Origin of the sequence: Mucilaginibacter conchicola (assembly GCF_003432115.1) — a bacterium.
Taxonomy (GTDB): Bacteria; Bacteroidota; Bacteroidia; order Sphingobacteriales; family Sphingobacteriaceae; genus Mucilaginibacter; species Mucilaginibacter conchicola.
Window position 1 is genome coordinate 85521 of the sequence record NZ_QWDC01000001.1, and the last position, 23517, is coordinate 109037.

Consider the following 23517-nt stretch of genomic DNA (forward strand, 5'->3'; position numbering starts at 1 on the left):
TATTGATCATGAAACATTATTTTAAATATATATACATCAGCATCTTATTAATAACAATAGGGTGTGGCTGCCTGCTATCGGCCTGTAAAAAGAACGAGGGCTATAACACCGAGCCGGTATCAAACGATAAGACTAAGCCGGGTGTAGTAACCAACATTAAGGTGGATAATTACCACGGCGGTGCTTACATTACGTATGATCTGCCAAACTCGGACAATATCTTATACGTTTTGGCCAAGTACCAGATAAACGATAAAACCGCGCGCGAAACCAAGGCCAGTTACTATACCGATACCATTAACGTTGATGGTTTTGCAAGCAACAAACCGTATGATGTTACGCTGTATACGGTAAGCCGCGCTAACGTCATGTCAGACCCGGTTAAAGTAACTGTTAACCCGGATGTGCCTTTTTACAAACTGGTTTCGCCAACTATTGAGATCAGTACAGATTTTGGCGGCGTAAATATCAAAGCGCTTAACCTTAATAAGAAAGAAGTAGGTGTGATCCTTATTGCTATGGATAATTCAACCAAAGCGCTTGAGGTGAACGATCAGCACTATACCAATGCCGATACCATTAACTACTCGGTACGAGGCTTTCCGGCGGTGGAGCGTAAGTTTGGCGTTTATGTAACAGATAAGTTCGGTAATATATCTGATACTACTTTGGTTGACATTACGCCACTGTTTGAAACACAGCTGGATAAAACAAAATTCACCGTTTACAAACAACCAAGCGATAGCCAGATAGGTTACGGCTGGGAACTACCTTACTTGTGGGATAACAAGGTTGATGGATACTCTAACGGATGGCACACGCAACCCGGTACCGGCAAGCCTATGCAGTGTACCTTCGGGATAGGGGTAACCGCGCAGATAAGCCGCATAAAAGTTTACGAACGCCCGTTGGAATATGCCTTCTTCCACGGTAACCCTAAAAACTTTAGCTGGTGGGGCGCTACCAAAGAATCGCCTGCTGATGTGGTGCTGCCGCAATCGGCACCGGTGGGTACCGTAGTGGGCGATTGGGTAAATCTTGGTAACTATCGTTATCCAAATCCGCCATCGGGCCTGCAACCGGGCTTTACTAACGCTGCCGATGAGAAATTTGTAATGGCCGGGGTCGATTTCCTTGTTCCCGCATCGGCACCTGCGGTTAAATACCTGCGTTTGTTGGTACATGATACCTGGGGCCGGGGCGATGCCGCACACTTAATGGAAGTAACAGTATTTGGTAAACCACTTTGATCAATAGGTCAACTAATCAAATAATTATGAGAAATCTTTTAACGATATGTTTTGTCCTGATCATTGCGGGCTTCTTTGCTTGCCGCAAGCAGGATACAGAATTTAAAAATTTCCTGGGCGATAAGGAAGTCGTGTATCCGGGTGTAGTGAACAATCCGCACTCGCGCCCGGGCAACCTGCGTACCGCGCTGGTTTGGAACCCAAGCTCAGACCCCAGCATCACCAAATACGTAGTGTACTGGAACAATAAGACAGATTCTGTAGTTGTGCAATCTACCAAGCATAACCCTACAGATTCTATAACGGCTATTATCCCCGGCCTTAGCGAGTATATATACTCGTTCACCGTTTACTCTTATGACGCTAAAGGTAATCGCTCTATTCCCTTAGAGATCAATAATGTAAAGGTTTACGGGCCTGTATTTCAATCGGGATTGGTGAACAGGGTTTACGATGCGGCTAATCCATTTACGGTATTTGAAAATGGTAATATAACGCTTAACTTCCTTACAGCAGATACATCAAATATCAATGTATCAACGGCAATTAAATATACTAACCGCGAGGGTAAGGAAGTGGAACATTTGCTGAGTGCTGATAGTACTAAGTTTACTATAACAGACTTTAAGAGCGGGTCGGCCATATCGTATAAGTCGGGCTATATCCCGGTTAAAGGTGCAATTGATACGTTCTATGTAACTAATGCTACAACCTTCCCACAGATAACCGGCATCCAGATATGTAAGAAGTCATTGTTCAGAGAAAATAAATTGCCTAATGATGCAGATACCTATGAATCGGGTACCAGTGTGAGCAAACTTTGGGATGGCTCAAACGGCCCGCAGGGGTATCCTAACATATTCCACAGTGCAGGTAACTCGGGCATGCCGCATACTATTACATTTGACATGGGGAAAGTTTACAAGAAACTAACCAGTGTTGAAGAGGTTGGCCGTAACTGTTGTAACAACCCCGATGATTTCGAGATCTGGGGCATAGCCGATATCACTAATGCAGCCACGAACCTTTCTGCACGTGATGGCGGATGGAGCGACGAAATGAAAGCCAAAGGCTGGACGCTGCTGAAAACCATTAAACGTACAGATGATGGCCAGGCTGCCATAAAAGTAGATTTTGATGCCAACGTGCCGCCTGTTAGATACATCCGCGTACGCATAAAACACGTGGTTAATGGCGACGGTAATTACAGCAATATGAGCGAAATGACTTTCTGGAACGACGTACTTAACTAACATTAATTATCTTTCTGCCGCGGCCGGCAATTGTTACAAAACGTTGCCGGCTATTGCAGCAGATATTTGCATTATGAGATTACCGTTTAGCAGACATTTTCTTATTGGCTTTTTGGCTTTGTTGGCAATATCTTCAAATACTTTTGCGCAGGGCGATGACACAAAGTGGAAAGGTTTTGAGCGCGTTAACTTCTTGATAGAGGGGCACAAAGCCTGGTATGTTAAACCTGTACATGAACTGGCAGGCAAGCCCTGGGTTTGGCGCTCATCATTCCATTGGTGGCATACCGATATGGATAGCATCTTGCTTACCAGGGGGGTGTACGTAGCCTATTTAGATGCCGACGATCAGTACGGCAGCCCTGCATCTATGCAGCTTTGGGATAAGTTTTATAACTACATGGCGGCAAAAGGCTTCGCCTTGAAACCTGCTTTGGAAACCATTAGCCGCGGGGCTTTATATACCTATGCCTGGGCAAAGCGCAATCCCGATAAAGTAAGCTGTATTTATGCAGAAACGCCGGTATGCGATGTTACCAGCTGGCCGGGCGCAAAAGGCAAAGGTATTGGTGACGAAGGTGCCTGGAAGCAATTTTTGCAGGTATTTCACTTTACAGAGGCAGAAGCCATGGCTTATCGTGGTAATCCCATTGATAGTTTGGATGCACTGGCGGCATTTAAAGTCCCGTTCCTGAATATCATTAACCCTGCCGATAGGTTTGTGCCGCCGTCAGAAAATTCTGACGTACTGGTACAACGTTACCGCGCTTTAGGCGGCAAAGCTGATGTGATATTAGAAGAAGGCCAGCCCGAAGAACTTTACGGGCATCACTTTAAAATTACCCATCCTGAAAAAATAGCAGATTTTCTGCTGAATAATAGTTATCCCGTAAAAAGCAATTTGCCGTACCATAACTATTTTAATGTAAGAAACGGCGCTTCGCATTTCAACGAAGCGGTGAAACGTAAAACCGCAACGGTGGCTTTCTTGGGTGGCTCTATCACATTCAATCCCGGCTGGCGCGAGAAAGTTTGCAAATACCTGCAGGAGCGGTATCTCGATACTAAATTCAGGTTTATTAATGCCGGCATCCCATCGTTAGGTAGTTTGCCGCATGCCTTCAGGTTTAAGCGTGATGTGCTGGATTCGGGCAAGATAGATTTGCTTTTTCTCGAAGCTGCCGTTAATGATCGCGTGAATAAAACGGACAGTATCACTCAAGTTAGAGATCTGGAAGGCATTATCAGGCAAGGAAAGGCAGCCAACCCTAAGATGGACATTATCATGATGTCATTTGCTGATCCTTATAAGAACGAAGATTACAAAACCGGCCACACACCTGCAGAGATAACCAATCACGAGTTGGTAGCAAGCCGTTACGGCATCCCATCCATTAACCTGGCTAAAGAGGTTTTTGATAAGATAGCCAAAGGTGAGTTTACCTGGAATGGCGATTTTAAAGATCTGCATCCATCACTATTCGGCCAGGAATTGTACGCTGCCAACATTAAATCGTTATTGGACACGCTGGCGCAAAAGAAAAGTACACGCAGCGCGGCTGATAAACTGCCTGTACCACTAAATAAGCACAGCTTTACAAAAGGCGTTTATACCGATATCAGCAACGCAAAACATAACGCAGATTGGACTATTGACCCAAACTGGACGCCAAAGGATGGCGTTGGAACACGCACGGGCTTTGTGAATACGCCGATGCTGGTAGCCAACACACCAGGTGCTGAATTGAGCCTGACTTTCAACGGAACAGCAGTGGGTATGGCCGTGGTATCAGGGCCCGATGCCGGTATCGTATCTTATTCGGTAGATGGTAGTGTATATAAACAGATAGACCTGTTTACCGAGTGGAGTGAGGGCCTGCATTTGCCATGGTACATCCTGTTCAAAGGCGACCTTAAGCCGGGGAAGCATACGCTTAAACTGTTTGTGGCCGATAAGCATAATCGCAAAAGTAAGGGTAATGCCTGCCGTATAGTGCATTTCCTAACCAATAAATAATCCATTGTTTCAAAGGTTCTGTCCATTTGGGCGTGCTGCATGAATGATAAATTTGTCTTTATCGTTTGAGCACCAACTCAAGGCCGGTAACCAATTAACATCCGTATGAGAAGAATTTTAAACCTGATATTGCTGATATCAGTAACTACCTGCGCTCAGGTTTCGGCGCAAAACAAACCGCTAAAGCTTTGGTATGATACCCCTGCATCGCAATGGGAAGAAACTTTACCCTTGGGTAATGGCCGCTTAGGGATGACACCCAACAGCCAGATTAACGAAGAGCATATTGTTTTAAACGATATTACCCTTTGGAGCGGTGCCCCGCAGGATGCCAATAATTATGAAGCTAACAAAAGCTTACCCGAAATAAGACGCTTATTGGCCGAAGGCAAGAATGAAGAAGCTCAACGCCTGGTAGATAAGAACTTTATATGTACCGGCAAAGGATCAGGCAGCGAGCCGTTTGGCAAGTACCAGGTACTGGGCGATCTTAAAATGAAATTTCAATATTCCGGTAAGGGTACTCCCTCAAATTATAAACGAGAACTGTCTTTAGATAGTGCTATTGCCAAATGTACATTCACTATTAATGATGTAAATTATAAGCGCGAATATTTTACCAGCTTTAATAACGATGTGTCTGTTATCAAACTTACAGCAAGCAAGCCGGGCCAGTTAAGTTTCTCAACAGCGCTATCGCGCGAAGAGCGTTTTACCACCACGGCAAAGCCGGGCGAGCTGATCATGAAGGGCAGCTTGCGCAGCGGTACTGATGCTGAAGGTATGCAATATAGTGTGCGTGTAAGGGTTGAAACTAAAGGTGGCAAAGTAAATACAGATGGCAATAATGTGGATGTAGAAAATGCTACAGAAGCAATCATCTACATTTCTGCCGGAACAAATTTCAAGAACCCGGGCTACAAGCAATCTGTAGACAAGTTATTGGCAGCTGCATTAAAAACGCCTTATGCTACAGAAAAGAGCAGCCACATCAAAAAGTTCAGGAAACTGTTTAACCGGGTTAATATTGATCTGGGCAACAGCACAGCTAAAGAGGAAACAACCGGAACCCGTTTAATAAGCTTTAGAAAGGATCCTGATGCCGATAAAGGTTTACCGGTATTGTTCTACCAGTTTGGTAGGTACCTTACCATCAGCAGCACAAGAGTTGGGTTGTTGCCACCAAACCTGCAGGGCTTATGGGCTAACCAGGTGAACACGCCATGGAACGGCGATTACCACCTGGATGTAAATGTGCAAATGAATCACTGGCCGGTAGAGGTATCAAACCTGTCTGAATTGAACCTGCCGTTGGCGCAGCTGGTAAAAGGCATGGTGCAACCCGGCGAACGCACGGCAAAGGCTTATTACAACGCTAAGGGTTGGGTGGCGCATGTTATTACCAATATATGGGGCTTTACAGAGCCCGGCGAGAGCGCTTCATGGGGCGTAACTAAAGTAGGTTCGGGCTGGTTGTGTAATAACTTATGGGAGCATTATGCTTTTAGTAACGACAAGAATTACCTGCGCGAGATCTACCCGATATTGAAAGGCGCAGCGCAGTTCTACAACGATATGCTTATCCCCGATAAGAAGACAGGTTGGCTGGTTACTTCCCCATCCTCATCGCCAGAGAACTCTTTTTACCTGCCCGATGGCAGCCATGCAAGTATCTGCGAAGGCCCAACCATCGATAACCAGATCATAAGGGAGTTATTTGGCAATGTGATCACCGCGGCGAAGGTTTTGGGTAAAGATGAAACATTTAGTAAAGAACTTGATCAGCGCATGAAGAAACTGCCGCCGGCAGGGCAGGTAGCTAAAGACGGCCGCCTGATGGAATGGCTGGAAGATTACAAAGAAACCGAGCCGCAGCACCGCCATGTATCACACCTATACGGACTTTACCCGGCATCACTTATCACCACCGATGCTACGCCTGCGTTGGCCGAAGCCTGCAGGAAAACACTTGAGGTAAGGGGAGATGATGGCCCAAGCTGGTCTATCGCCTATAAACAACTTTTCTGGGCGCGCCTGCACGACGGTAACCGTGCATATAAACTGTTTAAAGAGATCATGCGTCCAACGCTTAAAACTGATATCAATTACGGCTCTGGTGGTGGTATTTATCCAAACTTGTTTTCGGCAGGGCCGCCGTTCCAAATCGACGGCAATTTTGGCACCACAGCCGGCATTGCAGAAATGCTGGTGCAAAGCCACGCAGGTTACATTGAACTATTGCCTGCCATGCCCGATGCCTGGAAGGCTAACGGCAAGGCCAATGGTTTAAGGGCAAGGGGAAACTATACCGTGTATTTTGACTGGGCTAACGGAAAGGTGATCAATTACCGCATTACCTCTGCCGATGGCCGCGCTGTAAAAGTGAAGATCAACGGCGTAATGAAGACCGTTAAAACCATCAAAGTTTAATCCGGATAATAGCTATAACATGCTGAAAAATATCGCCAGGCTAAGCACCGCCTTATGCCTTTTATTTGCCTCTATTATCGCCAATGCGCAAAAGAAAGTAAGCATCCCTTTCGGTAAGGATGGACGTATAAGTTACGATCTGTCGCGGGGTACTTTCGATACTTATCAAGCTAATGAAGCCGTATTTAAAACTATATATGCTGATGCTAAAGTAAATGATATAGAATTAGATACACGTAAATACTTAAAGCGTTCATACACAAAGGAACGTATTAAAGACGGCTTCGGTAACGGGTACAAACATACCATAACACTAACCGCCGATGGGCTTCAGCAGATGAAGCAAGTGTTTTATACTTATGATGATCGTGGGTACTTTTTTACGGAGATATCTTTTACAGGGGCTGTATTAAAAAGCAACAACATGCATCCTATAAACGGTGGCTTTGTACCCGTATCAGGCGGCGATTTGCAAACCGTTTTTGTGCCTTTTGATAATGATACTTTTATCAGTTATCAGTCTAAAGCTTTTGGTAAGGATAACGGCGTAAGTGCCGAAGTTGGTACCGTATACTCAGAGAAAGCAAGGGGCGGGCTTGTTGCCGGATCAATAGAGCATGGCGTTTGGAAAACGGGCGTATCTTTAAACGCTGGCGAACCTGTTAATAAAATAGATGTTTGGGCAGGTTATACCGCTGAGGCAGTAACCCGTGATAAAATTGCTCACGGTATAATAGAAGGCAATACCATCCGTTCGCCACGGATAATGATGGGGTACTTTGCCGATTGGCGCAAAGGCATGGAAGAATACGGAAAAGCTAACCGTATTGCCGACCCGCCTGCTGTTGCTAAATGGACAAAGCCCACGCCCGTAGGATGGAACAGTTGGGGTGTGATACAAGAGCACATCAGCCTGGATAAGGCCAAAAAGGTGGTCGACTTTTTTGCCGATAGCATCCCCGCGTTTCGTACCGGTAAAACCGCTTACATCGATCTGGATTCGTACTGGGATAAGTTGGTGCATAACGGCGATTATGCTGAACTAAAAGAGTTTGTAACCTATTGCCGCGCAAAAGGATTGGAGCCGGGTGTTTACTGGGCACCGTTCACCGATTGGGGCCATGGCGGCGGGCCAAACCGAAAGGTAGACGGTAGTGATTACACTTTCGGCGATATATGGACAAAGGTTGGCGGCGGTTATCATGACTTGGATGGCGCAAGGGCTATTGACCCAACGCATCCCGGTACAAAGCAACGCATCGCCTACATTATTGGTAAACTTAAAGCCTGTGGTTTCTCCATGATCAAGATAGACTTCCTTGGGCATGCCGCTATTGAAGCTAACGGCTTTTATGACAAATCGGTTAAAACGGGGATGGAAGCGTACCGTAAGGGGATGGAGTATTTGATCAGTCAAACAGGTAAAGATATGCTCATCTATGCTGCTATTTCGCCAAGCCTGGCTACAGGCAGGTATACCCACATGAGGCGCATAGCTTGTGATGCCTTTAAATCTATTGATAATACGCAATATACCCTAAATAGTGTAACCTACGGCTGGTGGCAAACCTACCTGTATGATTATCTCGACGCCGACCACGTGGTTTTTAATGACGAGACTGAAGGCGCCAACCGCGCACGTTTATTATCTGCTCTGATAACAGGTACCTGGCTGTCTGGTGACGATCTATCAACCCACGGCCAATGGAGTGAGCGTATCAAAAAATACTACGAAAAGCCAGAATTGCTGGAAGTGGTTAAACCAGGTAAAGCATTCCGCCCGGTTGACGGCAATACAGGGAAAGGCGCATCTGCCATATTCTCTAAACGGGAAGGTAATGTGTTTTACGTGGCTGCCTTTAATTACGGTAAACAGCCGACAAGTTATTCGCTCACAGCAGATCGTTTAGGCATCAACTTTAAAACATTGTTGAACGGGAAAGAATTGCTGCAAAATAACCCGATAATTAATAATGGTGCTCTTCAATTTAAACTTGGTGGGGCAGATGCTGCTCTTTATAAATTTACTGTGAAATAAAGCCTTATTTAGTATTGCTGGTATTGGCTATGCTTTCATAAATTCCTTTATCAGCAAGCTATGATAAACAGGGGGCATAGCAGTATTGGCTTTGTCTTTTTCGTACGCTTTAAGAAATGGCTCAAGATATTTTATCTCATAGGCTGATTTGCGCGTCTTAGCTTTAAGCTTTTTAGAAATGGAGCGGATCATGTTGTCCGCTTTTTTATCGTCTCCATTGGTTTTGTAATGATATACAAAAGCTAACAAAATGGCATACGGGCTATCAAACAGCAGGTAATCAGGAATCACGCCCGAACCGTCTACACCATTCTCCATCAGGTAGAGTAAGTTTTCAGGGCCGCGATTAAAGAAAGCATTGGGAAATTCCTTCTCCAGGAAATCGAAGTATGTATTTTCCGCTATCGCGATGTCTTCTATCAGGTTATTTATCTGTGCTTCTAAAGTTTTTAGAGGCTTGGTAATATCAAATTTCCAGCCACCATAAGGGTGAATAAACTTCTTATTCTCTTGCCGTTTTTCAGGTAATGATGCGATGGCCATTTGGTAGAAGTGGATATGTGGTAATTCCAGGTCGGAATTGCGCTGTTGCCATTGTAATAATTGGTTGTGCTGCAAGCCCAGGTGGCACATCAGAAATTTATCAGCCTCTTCAAATACCAGCCATACAAACTTTCTGCCTGTGGGTGCATCTTTAAACCATCGCCACGAATTTTGTTCATCAGTGGTTATTCCAGTCCAGCCTGCGGCCAATAAAGCATCCTGTAGCTTAATATCAATTAACTGTTCTATTACATCACCACTTAAGGCTTTGGCCTTTGCTGCTTTATCATAAGCAGCCTTGAGGGTAATGATTGATTTTTTCAGATCGAGAAAGAAGCGTGCGGTATATTCTTTTTCCAAGCCGCCGGCTATTTGTATTTCGTCTGATAGGATAGGCAGTATCAGATCTTCATCAGCATTGCGCAGGCGTTTTATCTGGTTGTGTTGGGCAATGGTGCGGATGTTAAGCAGATGTTTATCTATTATCAGTTTCTCAAAAGTTTGCGGGAGCTTTTCCTGTTCGCCAAGGCTGCCATCAAGATAACTGTTTACCAGGAGGCCATACCAATTGGTGAGTAATGCCTGTTCGCCTTGTTTTTCGGCTTCGTGCAGAATGTTGCTTAACAATTCGCTTAAATTAAATTCTGCTAAAGGCGCACAATCATTACCTGTTAATACACCATTTTTACAAAGTGTTTCCCAGGCAATGTTGCCTGCATCAATATAAAAATAAGTCTCATTATCCCTGGTTTGTACGTAAGCCAACTCGCCTGTAGTTTCCTCTTTTGCCCAACCGGGTATTTGGGTTATCTGTTTGGCAAGGTTTGGATAATTGTGGGCCGGTATACGGTAAACGAATTTGTATTTCAATAATATATCAATTACCCTAAAGTGAGTGTAACCGGTATCATAAAGCGCCTGTATGCGATAAATGCCGGCAAGGTATTGGCGTTTTATTGTATCGGTAAGTTTTGCTTTATCTATAAGATGTACGGTATCCTCAATAAGGTTCTCAATGGCATGTTGCGACATAAGTTTAGATATGGTAAAACCAATAAGTACTTATTTAACAAGATGTAAGCTATTGAAATTGTTTGCAGAAAATGTGAAGCTACTTATGTTCAAAACAGGCTGGCCTGATCGTCACCGCCGCTTAGTTCCTGCTGGTATGCCCTGATAAGTGTGATTAGTTTGGCGCCATAACGCGTTACCTTCTCCGGGCCAACACCCTTTACGCCACTTAGTGTTTTTAATGTTGCAGGCAACCTGGCGGCAATGGCGGCTAAGGTTTGTTCAGAAAATAACATGCTCGCCAACACACCTTCTGTTTGTGCGGTTGTTTCGCGCCATTCAATTAAACGCTCATAAAGCGCTTCGTTTGGCTTAGCATTTAATGCTTTAAGTAGCGATTGCTCTGGCGTTTGTTTTTGTAACGATATGCGCAGATAGTCATCCGTTGTGAAGGTTTGGTCGCTAAATGCCTTTAATAGCCATAGCCGGTTAACAAGCCAATGCATGAGTTTATCTGCCTGCGCGGCAAGTTCTTTAGAGGTGCCTACATATCCGCTTAATGACACATAGAGACCCGCCAGCATTGTTTCTAATTTATCACTAAAAAAGATGGCAGCTTTTTGGATCCGTTCATCCGTATACTGGGATAATTTCATCTTATCAGCAACATTGAATATCTCGTCTCCGCCGCCGGGCAGCAAAGCTTTAAACTTGGATAATGTTTCTTTTAAGCCCGAAAAGTTAAACAATTCTGATAAAAGGAATAGCCTGTAGGCTTCTTTGTGTTTCTCTAAAGTATCGAAATTAGGCTCCCTGTTTTTTGCTTCAAGATTAAAGCGGTTTACAACAGGGTCGGCAATTACATTACGTGCAGATACCGGGTTACTTAAAACAAGCCCCTCTAAAGATCGGCACCTGCTAAGCGCAACGTAAGCTTGCCCGTGGGTAAATGCTTCGCTAACATCAATAACCGCTTTATCAAAAGTTAGGCCCTGGCTTTTGTGGATAGTGATGGCCCACGCCGGTTTTAAAGGGATCTGCGCAAAACTTCCGGCATTGTTCTCATTTATGCCATCGTCTCCGCCAAGTTCGTATTTCACATTTGTCCACTCCAAGGCTTCAACCCGTATTTCCAGCCCATCTGGTGTGGCGACCAATACGGCTGCCGGCTCAAGATCGATAACGCGGCCTATCTTTCCGTTATAATAACGTTTTTCAGGCGAGTTATCATTCTTTACAAACATAACCTGCGCACCAACTTTAAGTGATAGTGTTGTTTCAGTAGGGTAGGCATCTGCCGGAAACTCGCCACGGATGGTGGCTTTATACACGGTTTCGGCCCCGGGCAATGCTTCAAGATGCCCCGCATTAATTGATTGTGCAATACGGTTGTGCGTAGTTAGTGTAATGTAACCTTCGCCAACATCCGCCATAAAGCCGCGGATAAACCTGGTATTTAAACGAGTTAGATCTTGCTCGGTGAGCTGCTGATCGCGCATGGCATTAAGGATGCCCACAAAGGTTGGGTCGCTTTGGCGGTAAACCTTATCCAACTCAACACGCACGTAATCTGTTTGTTGTAAAACCAGGCTGCTAAAAAAATATGGCGTTGAGTAATAAGGCCGTAACAGGCTCCATTCTTCTTCGCGAATGATGGGGCTTAGCTGGGCCAGATCGCCGATGAGCAGTAGCTGCACACCACCAAAGGCATGTTTGTTACCCCGTATATTTCGCAGTATAAGATCAACCTGATCAAGCACATCTGGCCGTACCATACTTATCTCGTCTATGATCAAAAGTTCAAGCGACCGCAGCAATTCGCGCTTTTCGGCATTGTACTTTGTTTCGGGGCGATCAGTTTGTTCGGGCAACAGGGGGCCAAATGGTAATTGGAACAACGAGTGAATGGTCATGCCACCTGCGTTTATAGCCGCTACCCCTGTAGGTGCTACGATCACCATTTTTTTGGTTGATGATTGTCGTATCTTCCTTAAAAATGTAGTTTTTCCGGTACCTGCTTTTCCTGTAAGAAAAACAAGTGTGTTGGTATAGTCTACGTATGCTTGTGCGAGGCTAATTGACGGGTTATCCATGTTTTGCTACCTTACAGGCCTGCTGCCGCCACTACAGCATTAACAAGGCCCGGTACCATGATCATTTGATTGGTAGAGTGATTTTTCCACTCATCATCCTTTTTTACCAATGTATAAACTGCACCATACATCGTGATCCTTATCTCATCCGGTTCTTTTGAGGTAATAAAAAAATAAAATGTTCTGTCCTCGTAATGTGCTTCGTATTTGGTAGACATTCCGCAAAAATAAACGATGGCAGTGCTCCGGCCAATTATAGTTTTGAACACGTTGATATATTTCGATAGTTTTGTAGCGTTACGGCAAATACAATCGTAACTACACTAAACCTTTCCTTATGAAAAAAACACTATTAATCCTTTTTGTGCTTTTTGTTGTTGGCGTTGGCTGTAAGAAGATGAATAATGGCGGCGAGCTTTGTGCATGTTCGCCAATGCGGGGGCCGGAGTTGTATTTATCAGTAAAAAACGCTACCGGTACAGATCTGCTAAACGAATCGAATGCCGGTGCGTATACAAAAGACCAGGTGCAACTGTATCAGAAGAATACAGCAGGACAAACTACTGCACTTCTGTTTGCTGTAAGACCACCTTTTACTTATGGTGATAAAAAGTTTGAATCCTATTCGATATATATTCCCGTTAGCTTTGCTGGGCAAGCAAACAACACCGTGTACCTAAAGTTAAAAGAAAAGGAATATACGCTTAAGGTGCAGTTAACTCAAAATAATGCTGAAGTAACAGCACTTATGATTGATGAGAAGCCGGTGGTTAAGGATAATACTGATCTTACCAATTATCTGCAAATGTTTTATTTAACAGAATAAAGAAGAGCTTGAACTATATTTAATAAAAAGCCCTTAGCAAATGGTTGCTAAGGGCTTTTTATATGCGTGACCGATAGGTACAGATATCGAACTCTTTTATTGATGATTGCAAAATCATCTTGGCTCTAAAGCATCGTTCTTAACTATCATTGACTAATAAAACCTATATCTTTATTTCGATTAAATTTCATCAAATGCCAGTATTCAATTTTTTTAAGAAAGAAAAAAAAGAAACAAAACGAGAAAATATTTTATTGGCAATGCCAATATTTAATGATAATAACAATTATCAATTGGATAAAGTTATTGACAATTTGAAAATATTTTGGGGACTTGATATTACCGAATTAGTAGGAGACGATGAAGCAGCATCATTCAATATAAACGGCGAAACAATTGCTTTAGCAAACATGGGGGTGCCAATACCTTGGGGTGATATAGAGGGTACAGCTCAATATGCTTATAATTGGCCGTCCGCCCTAAAAGACTTAGAGAGCCACACAGGGCATGCGATTGTATCAATTATGGCGGGAACAAAATCCTCTTTAGAAAGATTTAAAATCCTAAGCCAGGTTTTGAGTGCGGTTTTAATGACATCCGAAGCAGTCGCGGTATACCAAGGAAGTCAATCATTGCTTATTCCACGTACACAATATCTTACCTATATTGAATCGCTTAAAGAAAATGAAATTCCCGTCGCACTGTGGATTTACATTGGACTAAGAAATACTGATAAGGGTAACAACGCTTATACTTATGGCCTAAAAGACTTTCAGAAATCCGAAATTGAAATTATCAATTCAAAACTAACGTTAGAAGAATTATTCGACCTCTTGTTCAATATTACTTCCTATGTGATAGGTAATGATGTTACTCTAAAAGAAGGCGAAACAATAGGACTTACCGCTGAGCAAAAAGCATCCATTAGTATATCAAAAGGACGATTTATTGAGGGGCAGTCGATTAAGCTTGAGATATAAGTTAAAAGGATCGTATTATTGGATACGATCCTTTTAAGGAAACTTGAGTAGTACTCAAAAAAATCAGTGACCCCGGAGAGGCTCGAACTCTCGACCCAATGATTAAGAGTCATTTGCTCTACCAGCTGAGCTACGGAGTCGGTAAATATTTGCTGAGGGCTACAAATATATACTATCCGTGCCTTAATTATTATACTTTAAAATACAAACAGCGCGGTTGCTTAATGCAGTGGCGTCCGTTTTACAAATAGGTGATAAATGTAGTCCGGTAACTTCCATCCCGGGTAAAAATGTGACTTGATGTATTTAAGAAAATTGAAGAGGATGACCCCCATCCCCAGGATGAAGGCAAGGCTAAGTATTATGTAGCCCATAATTGCGATTACATACATAATAATATAGTTTAAAGATGGTTTGATCGGTTATCTAAAACTACCTATTATTAACTGAATATCAATGAATTGTTGATAAATTGTTGTAACCTAATATTCTGCCAGTACGTTAAAGCCCAATCCGGCTATCCCAACCTTGTCCCAAGCGGCCTGGCTGGTGTTTCTGGCTATTATTGATCCGCTAAAAAAGCTGGCCGAAAACCATAAGTTTTGCACACGCGCTTGCTTTATCCATTCTAAACTTACAAAAAATTTATCCTCAACCACAATGTTATATGGTTGAAGGTCAACTGTTATCATATCCTGTCCGCGTTTAACCACGGCAAATATATTCTGATGTTGAATGAGCTGATCGGGCAGGCCATCTTTCACGGTATAAAAGTTAACGCGCAGTATCGTGGAATCAAATTCGGCAGCTGAGGACAAAGAAGCATTGAATTGCTTTAAATAAGTAGGCGATTTTTTGATCTTGATAATGGTGCCTATCTCGTTGCCCGGCCTGCCGGTGTTGAAACTGGCGTTGGTATTTTTTGAGCGTGTGGTGTTACCTAATATAACCTGTTTCCAATTATGGTTGCTTACCCTTACTTCGTTAAGTTGGGTTACAGATGGCAATAGTGTGAAGGTTTTTCCGGGCTGGGAGATGATGTCTGCCACCTTATAGGTTTGTGGCGCGTAACCTACCATTGACATGCGCAGGCTATCGTTATCATGATTAGCGAGGTTTATCTTGTATGCGCCGTTATCATCGGTAACAGTACCTACGTTTTTGCCAACTATACCCACGTTAACGTAGGGCAGGGGCTGGTTGGTTTTGCCATCGGTTATGCGGCCGGTAAAGTCTTGCGCATAAACAAAAAATACCGGTATGGTTAGTAATACAGTTAATAGTACACGTTTCATACCGGTATAGACGATTCAAAAAGGAATTAGTTACGCTTTCGCGTACATTTCCTCGCGCTGCTTTTGTATAGCCTCACTACTTATATACTCGTCGTAGGTCATCAATTTATCGATGATACCTGACGGGGTTAATTCGATGATACGGTTAGCGACGGTCTGCACCAACTCGTGGTCACGCGAGGTGAAGATCATATTGCCACGGAAATCTTTCATACCGTTGTTAAGCGCAGTGATCGATTCCAGGTCTAAGTGGTTGGTTGGTTCATCAAACAACAGCATGTTGGCGCTTTGCAGCATCATGCGGCTAAACATACAACGCATTTTTTCGCCACCCGATAGTACGTTTGATTTTTTCAGAACCTCTTCGCCGCTAAATAACATACGGCCAAGGAAACCGCGTATAAACTGATCATCTTTTTCGCCCGGCGAATACTCGCGCAGCCAATCTATCAGGTTATCATCTTTACCTTTAAAGTATTCGGCAGTATCAGTAGGTATATCGGCCAGGTTAACAGTAACACCCCATTTAAATGAGCCTTTAAAGTCGGTATCACGGCCTGTAAGTACATCGTAGAAAGCCGAGGTAGCCAAACTGTTTTGCGATATAACAGCTATTTTATCGCCTTTGGCAGCCATAAAGCTGATATTTGAAAACAACACCTCGCCGTTAAGTGATTTGCTAAGGTTTTCAACCTGCAATACCTGGTCGCCAATCTCGCGGCCCTGGTTGTTAAAGATGATACCAGGATATTTACGGTTTGATGGCTGGATCTCATCAAGGTTGATCTTATCCAAAGCTTTTTTACGGCTGGTGGCTTGTTTTGATTTTGAAGCGTTGGCGCTAAAGCGACGGATGAACTCCTGTAACTCTTTAACCTTATCCTCTGCTTTTTTATTCTGCTCGGCACGTTGTTTCAATGCCAACTGGCTCGATTCATACCAGAACGTATAGTTACCGGTATAGATGGTCATCTTACCAAAGTCGATATCTACCACGTGCGTACAAACTGTATCAAGGAAGTGCCTGTCGTGCGATACTACCAGTACAATAGCCTCGTACGATGCAAGGAAATCTTCTAACCAGCTGATGGTGTTAATGTCCAGGTCGTTGGTAGGCTCATCCAGTATCAGGATATCAGGTTTGCCAAAAAGAGCCTGTGCTAATAACACACGTACTTTTTGAGTATTATCAAGATCTTTAACCTGTTTATAGTGGTTATCTTCTTTGATGCCCAAGTTGCTGAGTAGGGTAGCAGCGTTGCTTTCTGCATTCCAACCATCCATTTCAGCAAAAAGGTTTTCCAGCTCACCGGCGCGCTCGCCGTCAGCATCGCTGAAATCTTCTTTTAAATAGATAGCATCCTTCTCCTTCATTACGGCATACATCTCTTTATGCCCCATCATTACGGTCTCGATAACGGTAAATTCATCAAAGGCGTAGTGGTTTTGGCTTAACACGGCCATACGCTCGCCCGGGGTAAAGCTTACCGAACCACTTGTAGGATCTATCTCGCCCGATAATATTTTTAAGAAGGTTGATTTACCGGCACCGTTGGCACCTATAATACCGTAGCAATTGCCTTGGGTAAATTTAAGGTTAACATCCTCAAAAAGGGTGCGTTTACCGTAACGAAGAGATAAGTTTGATACCGTTATCATGCTGCATTTCTAATTTGCCGCAAAGGTACGCTAAATTGTTAAGTAATTGAAGTGCGGGGATAATTTAGGCCTGTTTTAGGCAATTGGGATAATAATCTACAACCCGTTGTTGTTGTGGGGATAAGGTTCCTCAATATATTTAAAAGTATTAGTTAAAAAACTTTTAAATATGCTTGCATGATTCAATTATTGCATATATTTATGCAACGGTATAACATTTGAACAGGTTATTCCGTAAAACAAACAAATCCCCTAAAACCCCTAATTAAACTATGGCTATTGTAGTAACCAGTCTGTTCATCGTAAACGCGTTAGTGGCCGCCAATCACATTAAGAACGGAGCCAGAAACGAAATTTAATCCTCACGGCTAACTTAGCAAACGTACTAAGTTAGCCGTTTCTTCTTCTACGAGTTTCTTTAACGGGCCACTGGCCACCATCTTCATCATCATATTCAGATCGGCAGTGATGGTAAACTTTGCTTCGGTATTTTCTGATGCGCTGTTTAATTCCCATTTCAGTTCCAGATCAAATGGAGCTTTTTCTGCCGGGATAATTCTGATCAATGTATCAGCAACACGTTCATCTATTTTTAATGATAGTGTAGTGATGTTTTGCACGTTGAAACTCGCCTGGTCGGTTGTTGATTGCCAATCGGTAATACTATCGGGCATTAACTGCCTGTGGTTATTCATATCTCCTAAAAAGGCATAAACAACACTTGCAGGTTTATTGATGGTAACTGCACTTTCAAATACACTCATAATAAGATCAGATTTTTATTGGCCCCAGGTTGATGGCTCTTCACGCCATTTTTTCAGCATTTCTACATCTGCCGCAGTAACATACTGTTTCTCTTCGGCATATTTTATTAATGCGTTATAGTTTGATAGTGTAAAGTAAGGGCATTTAGCATTCTTAAAGTTCTCATCGGCTACATCAAAACCGTAGCTGAAGATAGCGGCTAAACCTGCAACCGTGTAACCGGCCTCGCGCAGAGCATCAACAGCCTGTAAGCTGCTTTTGCCGGTTGATACAAGGTCTTCAATTACTACCACGCGCTGGCCCGGTGTAATTTCACCCTCGATCAAATTGCCACGACCATGCTCTTTTGCTTTAGCACGTACGTAGATGAAAGGTAAGCCAAGCTCTTGCGCTACAAGGGCACCTTGTGGTATGCCGGCGGTAGCAACACCTGCAATGGCATCAACCGAGCCAAACGTTTCTTGTATGGCCGACGATAGTTGTTGCCTTATGTAAGTGCGGATGGTTGGGTAGGATAGGGTTACGCGGTTATCGCAATAGATGGGTGATTTCCAGCCTGAAGCCCATGTAAAAGGATTAGTAGGTTGTAATTTTATTGCTTTAATTTGCAGCAAAAATTCGGCGACCTGCTGTTGGGTCTCACTATTGTTAAACATGGCTCAAAAATACAGAATTTATATTAACGAAAAAGTGGTTTTGCTTACCGTTAAAACACCCGATCTTGAATTGGGGTATAAAGCGATTGATGCAGAGCACTTTGATCTGAAAATTGTTTACCATTGGGCACTTAAGCAAAAGCATAAATTATTTTATGTGCTTTGCAATGACGCAAAGGCATTTCTGAAACAGGTGATCAAAGATAACTTTCTGATTGAGGCTGCCGGCGGACTGGTGACTAACCAGCATGGCGAACACCTGTTTATTTACCGCAATGATAAATGGGACTTGCCAAAAGGTAAGATAGAGAAGAAAGAGAAAACCAAAATTGCCGCCGTGCGCGAGGTAGAAGAGGAATGCGGCATTAAAGTGAGCAAGCTGGAAGAGAAGATCTGCAAAACTTACCATACTTATATATATAAGAACGAAGTGGTGCTTAAAAAGACCCACTGGTTTAAAATGCGTTATAAAGGCAAGGCTAAATTAGTACCCCAACTGGAAGAGGGTATAACCGATGTGCGCTGGTTTAGCGACCGGGAGGTGCCTGCCATTACCAACAACACTTTCCCATCAATTATTGATGTACTGGTAAAAGAAAAGCTTATTGCAGAAAAGGTATAGCTTCTTTGGGTACAAACTGCGAAACATCGCCATTGTAACGGATAATTTCGCGCACAATGCTTGAGCTGATGGACGAATAACCAGGTTTGCTTACAATGAATATGCTTTCTATCTCCGGCTCAAGCGCATGGTTCATTTGTGCGATAGCTTTTTCGTACTCAAAATCGCTTACGGTACGTATACCGCGGATCATGTAATCGGCACCAATACTGCGGCAAAAATCAACGGTAAGGCCTTCATAAGCTACGATGTGGATGCGTTCGTCATAAGAGAACACTGCGCGTAACATTTCTTCGCGTTTACCGGCAGAGAGCAGGCCTTGTTTACTGCTGTTTACACCTACGCCTATGTAAAGCTTATCAAAAAGGTTTACTGCCCGTTTTACAATATCTACGTGCGCTTTGGTAACAGGATCAAACGAACCCGGGAACAGGGCTATTTTCATATCAGTAGCTTTGTTGCTCATCAAAAATAGGGAATAGTTATTAGAAAAAGCTGTTAAAAACCTAACTGTCATTTCGAGCGAGCAGAAGGGCTGGGACGGTGCGAGCGGGGCGACGAGAAATCTTCTACGAGCGATTTGTACGCGTAAGTTTATGAAGTAGAAGATTTCTCTCTATCGTTCGAAATGACATGAATTATTAGTTCAATAATTGATTTATCTGCGCGTACTGCAACAGCATTATCGTCTTGGCATCTTTTATCTCACCGGTTTTCACCATCTCTAAAGCTCGGCTAAATTCGAGCTCCAATACCTCAATGCTTTCGGTTTCATCGGCTAAGCCGCCGCCGTCGCTAACTTTCATGTCTTTGCTGTATTCGGCCACAAAAAAGTAAAGTATCTCGGTGACCGAGCCCGGCGACATATACGCTTCAAATACTTTTTGCACCTGCGTTATCTTGTAGCCTGTTTCTTCCTCGGTTTCCTTGCGGATACAATCCTCTGGGTTATGTTCATCTAACAAACCTGCGCAGGCTTCTATCAGGTAACCATCTTCGTTTCCATTTAAATAAGTAGGCAGCCTGAACTGGCGGGTAAGGATCACTTTGCCTTCGGCTTTGTTATATAGTAAAATAACTGCACCGTTGCCACGGTCATAAGCTTCGCGTTGCTGGGCCTGCCACTCGCCGTCGCGGCCCAAAAGTTCGTAGGTTGCTTTGCGCAGGGTGTACCAGTTATCTGATAGTACGGTGGTCTGTAGGTTTCTTACGTGGTTATTGCTCATCGGTAGGATGCTTAAAAAAAGAGAACGACGAATGCCCGTATTTACGCTGCTCTACAAAAGACGGATGGTTGGCCAGGTTTTGCATACTTTGATGTTCAACAATCAGTAAACCATCGGGCTTAAGCAGGTTACGCTCAAAAACTACTTTTGAAATGGTAGGGATCTTATCCAGGTCATACGGCGGGTCGGCAAATATAAGGTCGTATTGTTCGGTCTCCATAGCCAGGTATTTAAATACGTCGGCTTTAAAGGTTTCTATTTGGGTAAGACCATGCTGGCGCGATGCATCTTTCAAATAATGAACGCAATGGATGCTCCTGTCAACCGAGGTTACTTTCTCTGCATAGCGCGAAGCAAACTCCATGGAGATATTGCCGGTGCCGCTAAAAAGATCAAGCACGGTGATGCCTTCAAACTCTATCTGGTTTTGCAGGATATTGAAAAGGGCTTCTTTTGCCAGATCGGTAGTGGGGCGTACCGGTAAATTCTTTGGCGGGTTTAACCGCAGGCCTTTTAACTTACCACCAATTATACGCATAGCGATAATGCTCCAAGGGCCAGCAACTTATGTAAAGGCACAGTATAAGGCGCCTCTAAAACCGTGATATTACTGATGCGTACCTGTCCGAAAAACTCTTTCAAATAGTTAAAGTAACCATCAGTATCGTTTATTTCGCCGCTTAGTACCAGGCGCATATCTTTTGGTTCCAGCTCCAGTTCTTTAGCAACCAGTGCACAGAAATAAGCCAGTTCTTCGTGGTTTTTTATGCTGAAAGTATTGTAGAAACGTACTTTGTTGTATTTGTAATTAACTACAGAAGCCATATCATGACCAATGCTCAAATACAAAGTATTGCTTGTAGGGTAATCATTAGGGATGGCCTTAATAAAGCCCGCATCAATATGGCAGATGGATTGGTTATCAAAGTCTTTAACTGCGTAAGTAAGGCTTTCATCAACTTTGTAGATGATCACGTTATCATCGTTCAGTTCCTGGGCAAATACCTTTTCGGTCTCTTTAACATCAAGCAGGCGGGCAATTTCGTTAGCACGCTCAGGCTCGTAAAGCGATTTTGGCAGCAGGGTAAAAGCTTCGGCAGCCAAACCGGTTATTACCTGTTTGTAGTTGGCTGTGAGGATATCGCGCAGCAGGTTAGGGTCGCGTAATTCATCAGTGCTGAAATTTTCGCCCCAGCTTAAAAGCTGCTTGCCGTGTACAATAGCGTAATTGAAACTGTTGGGTTCAACTTGTAACAGCAGGGTATAGCTGTTGGCCTGGTTAAGGCTTAAGTCGGTGCTGGTGTAAAGGGTTTTATTCTCGCTCATGCAGTTAAAGCAAAAGTAATATTTTTTCTCAATTACCTGTATTAACATAGTTATTGGCATTTTTGTGCTATGCAAGGCACCGAATATATCAGTAAAAGTTTTCCGCACCAGCCAACGGCCCAGCAGCAGGAGCTTTTTCATAAGCTGCATACTTTTCTGGCTACCGAAGACGGCGACGAATGCTTTATTCTTCGTGGCTACGCCGGTACCGGTAAAACAACCATTGTCGGTGCGCTGGTAAAGGCCTTGCCTAAATATAATTTTCGGTCGGTGTTGCTGGCACCTACGGGCAGGGCGGCCAAGGTGATCACTAACTATAGTGGAAGAAAAGCTTTTACCATTCATAAACGCATCTATCGTAAAAAGTCTGCCATAAATGTTGATGAAGCATTCGCCCTGGCCGAGAATATGAGCGCCAATACGCTTTTTATTGTGGATGAGGCGTCGATGATCTCGAACGAGCACAACAGCGGCAACCGCGAAACCCTGCTGCGCGACCTGGTGAACTACGTTTACAACACCAAAAATTGCAAACTGATGCTGGTTGGCGATACCGCCCAGTTACCACCGGTAGGTACTATAGACAGCCCCGCGCTTGATGCCAAACTAATGAAAGGCGTTTTTGGGCTGGATGTACATACCTATGAACTGACGGATGTTCTGCGCCAGCAAAAAGAATCGGGCATTTTGTACAACGTAACTAATGTGCGCAACATCATCCGCCAGGAAAAAGAGGTGATGCCCCGCATAGTTACAAAAGGTTATAAAGATGTTTTCCGCATGCGTGGTGATATGCTGGAAGAAGGGCTTAACTATGCCTATAACAAATATGGTAATGATGATACGCTCATCATCTGCCGCAGTAATAAGAACGCCAACCTTTATAACAAACAGATTCGCGGCCGTATCCTCTACCGCGAGGAAGAACTAACCGGCGGCGACCAGCTGATGATCGTTCGTAATAACTATTTCTGGCTAAAAGATCAGGAAGACAGCAGCACGGGTTTCATTGCCAACGGCGATATAGCCCGCGTAAAAAAGGTGCGCCGGTTTGAGGAAATGTACGGTTTCCGCTTCGCAGATGTGCAACTGGAGTTTATTGATTACGCCGAAGATCCCATACTGGACTGTAAGGTGTTGTTAGATACGCTATACTCAGAAGCCCCCGCACTTTTACAGGAAGACCAGCGTCGCTTTTACGAAGAGGCCATGAAAGATTACGACCACATCCTCAACAAACGCGATAAGCATAACGAGCTAAAAATGAACCCGTACTACAATGCACTGCAGGTGAAGTTTGCTTACGCCATTACCTGCCACAAAGCCCAGGGCGGCCAGTGGGGTGCTGTGTTTGTTGATCAGGGTTACCTTACCGAAGAAATGGTAAATACCGATTTCCTGAGATGGTTCTACACCGCCTGCACCCGTGCAACAGAGGAATTATATCTGGTGAATTTTAATGATAAGTTCTTTACGGATAAAGAGTAGATCATGGTTTATGGATGATAGTTCATGGCAGTTACTACG

At 43.7% G+C, this 23517-nt stretch carries 20 protein-coding genes and 1 tRNA gene; 9 read left to right on the forward strand and 12 right to left on the reverse strand.

Translation table 11 applies throughout. The features are described 5' to 3' along the window. Positions 1-8 precede the first annotated feature (8 nt). From D0C36_RS00310 to D0C36_RS00330, 5 genes are all read left to right on the forward strand, one after another. Positions 9-1250 (forward strand): DUF5000 domain-containing lipoprotein, encoded by a 1242-nt coding sequence (locus D0C36_RS00310; RefSeq protein WP_117389606.1) that lies wholly within the window; start codon positions 9-11, stop codon positions 1248-1250. Positions 1251-1276: 26 nt separating this feature from the next. Then, complete coding sequence (locus D0C36_RS00315; RefSeq protein WP_117389607.1) at positions 1277-2503, forward strand: DUF4998 domain-containing protein; 1227 nt, start codon at positions 1277-1279, stop codon at positions 2501-2503. A gap of 73 nt (positions 2504-2576) precedes the next feature. After that, entirely contained in the window at positions 2577-4520 is a 1944-nt protein-coding gene (locus D0C36_RS00320) for an SGNH/GDSL hydrolase family protein (protein ID WP_117389608.1), read from the forward strand. A gap of 105 nt (positions 4521-4625) precedes the next feature. Further along, on the forward strand, positions 4626-6950 hold the full coding sequence (locus D0C36_RS00325; protein WP_117389609.1) for a glycoside hydrolase family 95 protein: 2325 nt from the start codon (positions 4626-4628) through the stop codon (positions 6948-6950). Between the two features lie 19 nt (positions 6951-6969). Continuing rightward, positions 6970-8988, forward strand: a complete 2019-nt coding sequence (locus D0C36_RS00330; RefSeq protein ID WP_117389610.1) for an alpha-amylase family protein — start codon at positions 6970-6972, stop codon at positions 8986-8988. A gap of 27 nt (positions 8989-9015) precedes the next feature. Here the strand turns inward: D0C36_RS00330 and D0C36_RS00335 are convergent, their stop codons facing one another. The 3 genes from D0C36_RS00335 to D0C36_RS00345 form a co-directional block, all read right to left on the reverse strand. Then, positions 9016-10563 carry a hypothetical protein gene (locus tag D0C36_RS00335; RefSeq protein WP_117389611.1) on the reverse strand — a complete coding sequence of 516 codons (1548 nt, stop codon included), beginning with the start codon at positions 10561-10563 and terminating at the stop codon, positions 9016-9018. An 89-nt stretch (positions 10564-10652) separates the two neighbouring features. Then, positions 10653-12635 (reverse strand): HRDC domain-containing protein, encoded by a 1983-nt coding sequence (locus D0C36_RS00340; protein ID WP_117389612.1) that lies wholly within the window; start codon positions 12633-12635, stop codon positions 10653-10655. 11 nt (positions 12636-12646) lie between these two features. Continuing rightward, positions 12647-12853, reverse strand: coding sequence for a hypothetical protein (locus D0C36_RS00345; protein WP_117389613.1), 207 nt, complete (start codon positions 12851-12853; stop codon positions 12647-12649). A 119-nt stretch (positions 12854-12972) separates the two neighbouring features. Between D0C36_RS00345 and D0C36_RS00350 the strand changes: the two genes are divergently transcribed. Together D0C36_RS00350 and D0C36_RS00355 are read left to right on the forward strand one after the other, a co-directional pair. Next, positions 12973-13461, forward strand: coding sequence for a hypothetical protein (locus D0C36_RS00350; protein WP_117389614.1), 489 nt, complete (start codon positions 12973-12975; stop codon positions 13459-13461). 194 nt (positions 13462-13655) lie between these two features. Then, positions 13656-14441, forward strand: coding sequence for a DUF4261 domain-containing protein (locus D0C36_RS00355; protein ID WP_117389615.1), 786 nt, complete (start codon positions 13656-13658; stop codon positions 14439-14441). Between the two features lie 67 nt (positions 14442-14508). Here the strand turns inward: D0C36_RS00355 and D0C36_RS00360 are convergent. From D0C36_RS00360 to pyrE, 5 genes are all read right to left on the reverse strand, one after another. Next, positions 14509-14581: transfer RNA gene (locus tag D0C36_RS00360), tRNA-Lys, on the reverse strand. Between the two features lie 342 nt (positions 14582-14923). Further along, complete coding sequence (locus D0C36_RS00365; RefSeq protein WP_117389616.1) at positions 14924-15736, reverse strand: carboxypeptidase-like regulatory domain-containing protein; 813 nt, start codon at positions 15734-15736, stop codon at positions 14924-14926. Positions 15737-15766: 30 nt separating this feature from the next. Continuing rightward, the gene (locus D0C36_RS00370) at positions 15767-17395 is read right to left on the reverse strand and encodes an ABC-F family ATP-binding cassette domain-containing protein (RefSeq protein WP_117389617.1); all 1629 of its coding nucleotides are present in this window, start codon (positions 17393-17395) and stop codon (positions 15767-15769) included. A 368-nt stretch (positions 17396-17763) separates the two neighbouring features. Continuing rightward, positions 17764-18159: an SRPBCC family protein gene (locus tag D0C36_RS00375; RefSeq protein ID WP_117389618.1), complete on the reverse strand. Its 396-nt coding sequence runs from the start codon at positions 18157-18159 to the stop codon at positions 17764-17766. A gap of 15 nt (positions 18160-18174) precedes the next feature. Beyond that, on the reverse strand, positions 18175-18816 hold the full coding sequence (gene pyrE, locus D0C36_RS00380) for an orotate phosphoribosyltransferase (RefSeq protein WP_117389619.1): 642 nt from the start codon (positions 18814-18816) through the stop codon (positions 18175-18177). Between pyrE and D0C36_RS00385 the strand changes: the two genes are divergently transcribed. Further along, positions 18815-19438 carry an NUDIX hydrolase gene (locus tag D0C36_RS00385; protein WP_117389620.1) on the forward strand — a complete coding sequence of 208 codons (624 nt, stop codon included), beginning with the start codon at positions 18815-18817 and terminating at the stop codon, positions 19436-19438. The two genes, pyrE and D0C36_RS00385, sit on opposite strands and share 2 nt — an antisense overlap. Here the strand turns inward: D0C36_RS00385 and coaD are convergent. The 4 genes from coaD to D0C36_RS00405 form a co-directional block, all read right to left on the reverse strand. Next, positions 19419-19883: a pantetheine-phosphate adenylyltransferase gene (coaD, locus tag D0C36_RS00390; protein WP_117391310.1), complete on the reverse strand. Its 465-nt coding sequence runs from the start codon at positions 19881-19883 to the stop codon at positions 19419-19421. The two genes, D0C36_RS00385 and coaD, sit on opposite strands and share 20 nt — an antisense overlap. Positions 19884-20079: 196 nt before the next feature. Further along, on the reverse strand, positions 20080-20664 hold the full coding sequence (nudK, locus tag D0C36_RS00395; protein ID WP_117389621.1) for a GDP-mannose pyrophosphatase NudK: 585 nt from the start codon (positions 20662-20664) through the stop codon (positions 20080-20082). Then, a complete protein-coding gene (rsmD, locus tag D0C36_RS00400) occupies positions 20654-21202 on the reverse strand; it encodes a 16S rRNA (guanine(966)-N(2))-methyltransferase RsmD (RefSeq protein ID WP_117389622.1) in 549 nt (182 codons plus the stop codon). Before rsmD ends, nudK begins: the two co-directional genes overlap by 11 nt. Further along, positions 21193-21990 (reverse strand): DUF3822 family protein, encoded by a 798-nt coding sequence (locus D0C36_RS00405; protein WP_158557047.1) that lies wholly within the window; start codon positions 21988-21990, stop codon positions 21193-21195. Before D0C36_RS00405 ends, rsmD begins: the two co-directional genes overlap by 10 nt. 69 nt (positions 21991-22059) lie before the next feature. Between D0C36_RS00405 and D0C36_RS00410 the strand changes: the two genes are divergently transcribed. Beyond that, the gene (locus tag D0C36_RS00410; RefSeq protein ID WP_117389624.1) at positions 22060-23478 is read left to right on the forward strand and encodes an ATP-dependent DNA helicase; all 1419 of its coding nucleotides are present in this window, start codon (positions 22060-22062) and stop codon (positions 23476-23478) included. Positions 23479-23517 lie beyond the last annotated feature (39 nt).

Excerpts from the sequence above, each read along its gene's own strand:
- D0C36_RS00310 (WP_117389606.1), top strand. The coding sequence starts at position 9 with ATGAAACATTATTTTAAATATATATACATCAGCATCTTATTAATAACA.
- D0C36_RS00315 (WP_117389607.1), top strand. The coding sequence starts at position 1,277 with ATGAGAAATCTTTTAACGATATGTTTTGTCCTGATCATTGCGGGCTTC.
- D0C36_RS00320 (WP_117389608.1), top strand. The coding sequence starts at position 2,577 with ATGAGATTACCGTTTAGCAGACATTTTCTTATTGGCTTTTTGGCTTTG.
- D0C36_RS00325 (WP_117389609.1), top strand. The coding sequence starts at position 4,626 with ATGAGAAGAATTTTAAACCTGATATTGCTGATATCAGTAACTACCTGC.
- D0C36_RS00330 (WP_117389610.1), top strand. The coding sequence starts at position 6,970 with ATGCTGAAAAATATCGCCAGGCTAAGCACCGCCTTATGCCTTTTATTT.
- D0C36_RS00335 (WP_117389611.1), bottom strand. The coding sequence starts at position 10,563 with ATGTCGCAACATGCCATTGAGAACCTTATTGAGGATACCGTACATCTT.
- D0C36_RS00340 (WP_117389612.1), bottom strand. The coding sequence starts at position 12,635 with ATGGATAACCCGTCAATTAGCCTCGCACAAGCATACGTAGACTATACC.
- D0C36_RS00345 (WP_117389613.1), bottom strand. The coding sequence starts at position 12,853 with ATGTCTACCAAATACGAAGCACATTACGAGGACAGAACATTTTATTTT.
- D0C36_RS00350 (WP_117389614.1), top strand. The coding sequence starts at position 12,973 with ATGAAAAAAACACTATTAATCCTTTTTGTGCTTTTTGTTGTTGGCGTT.
- D0C36_RS00355 (WP_117389615.1), top strand. The coding sequence starts at position 13,656 with ATGCCAGTATTCAATTTTTTTAAGAAAGAAAAAAAAGAAACAAAACGA.
- D0C36_RS00365 (WP_117389616.1), bottom strand. The coding sequence starts at position 15,736 with ATGAAACGTGTACTATTAACTGTATTACTAACCATACCGGTATTTTTT.
- D0C36_RS00370 (WP_117389617.1), bottom strand. The coding sequence starts at position 17,395 with ATGATAACGGTATCAAACTTATCTCTTCGTTACGGTAAACGCACCCTT.
- D0C36_RS00375 (WP_117389618.1), bottom strand. The coding sequence starts at position 18,159 with ATGAGTGTATTTGAAAGTGCAGTTACCATCAATAAACCTGCAAGTGTT.
- D0C36_RS00385 (WP_117389620.1), top strand. The coding sequence starts at position 18,815 with ATGGCTCAAAAATACAGAATTTATATTAACGAAAAAGTGGTTTTGCTT.
- pyrE (WP_117389619.1), bottom strand. The coding sequence starts at position 18,816 with ATGTTTAACAATAGTGAGACCCAACAGCAGGTCGCCGAATTTTTGCTG.
- coaD (WP_117391310.1), bottom strand. The coding sequence starts at position 19,883 with ATGAAAATAGCCCTGTTCCCGGGTTCGTTTGATCCTGTTACCAAAGCG.
- nudK (WP_117389621.1), bottom strand. The coding sequence starts at position 20,664 with ATGAGCAATAACCACGTAAGAAACCTACAGACCACCGTACTATCAGAT.
- rsmD (WP_117389622.1), bottom strand. The coding sequence starts at position 21,202 with ATGCGTATAATTGGTGGTAAGTTAAAAGGCCTGCGGTTAAACCCGCCA.
- D0C36_RS00405 (WP_158557047.1), bottom strand. The coding sequence starts at position 21,990 with ATGAGCGAGAATAAAACCCTTTACACCAGCACCGACTTAAGCCTTAAC.
- D0C36_RS00410 (WP_117389624.1), top strand. The coding sequence starts at position 22,060 with ATGCAAGGCACCGAATATATCAGTAAAAGTTTTCCGCACCAGCCAACG.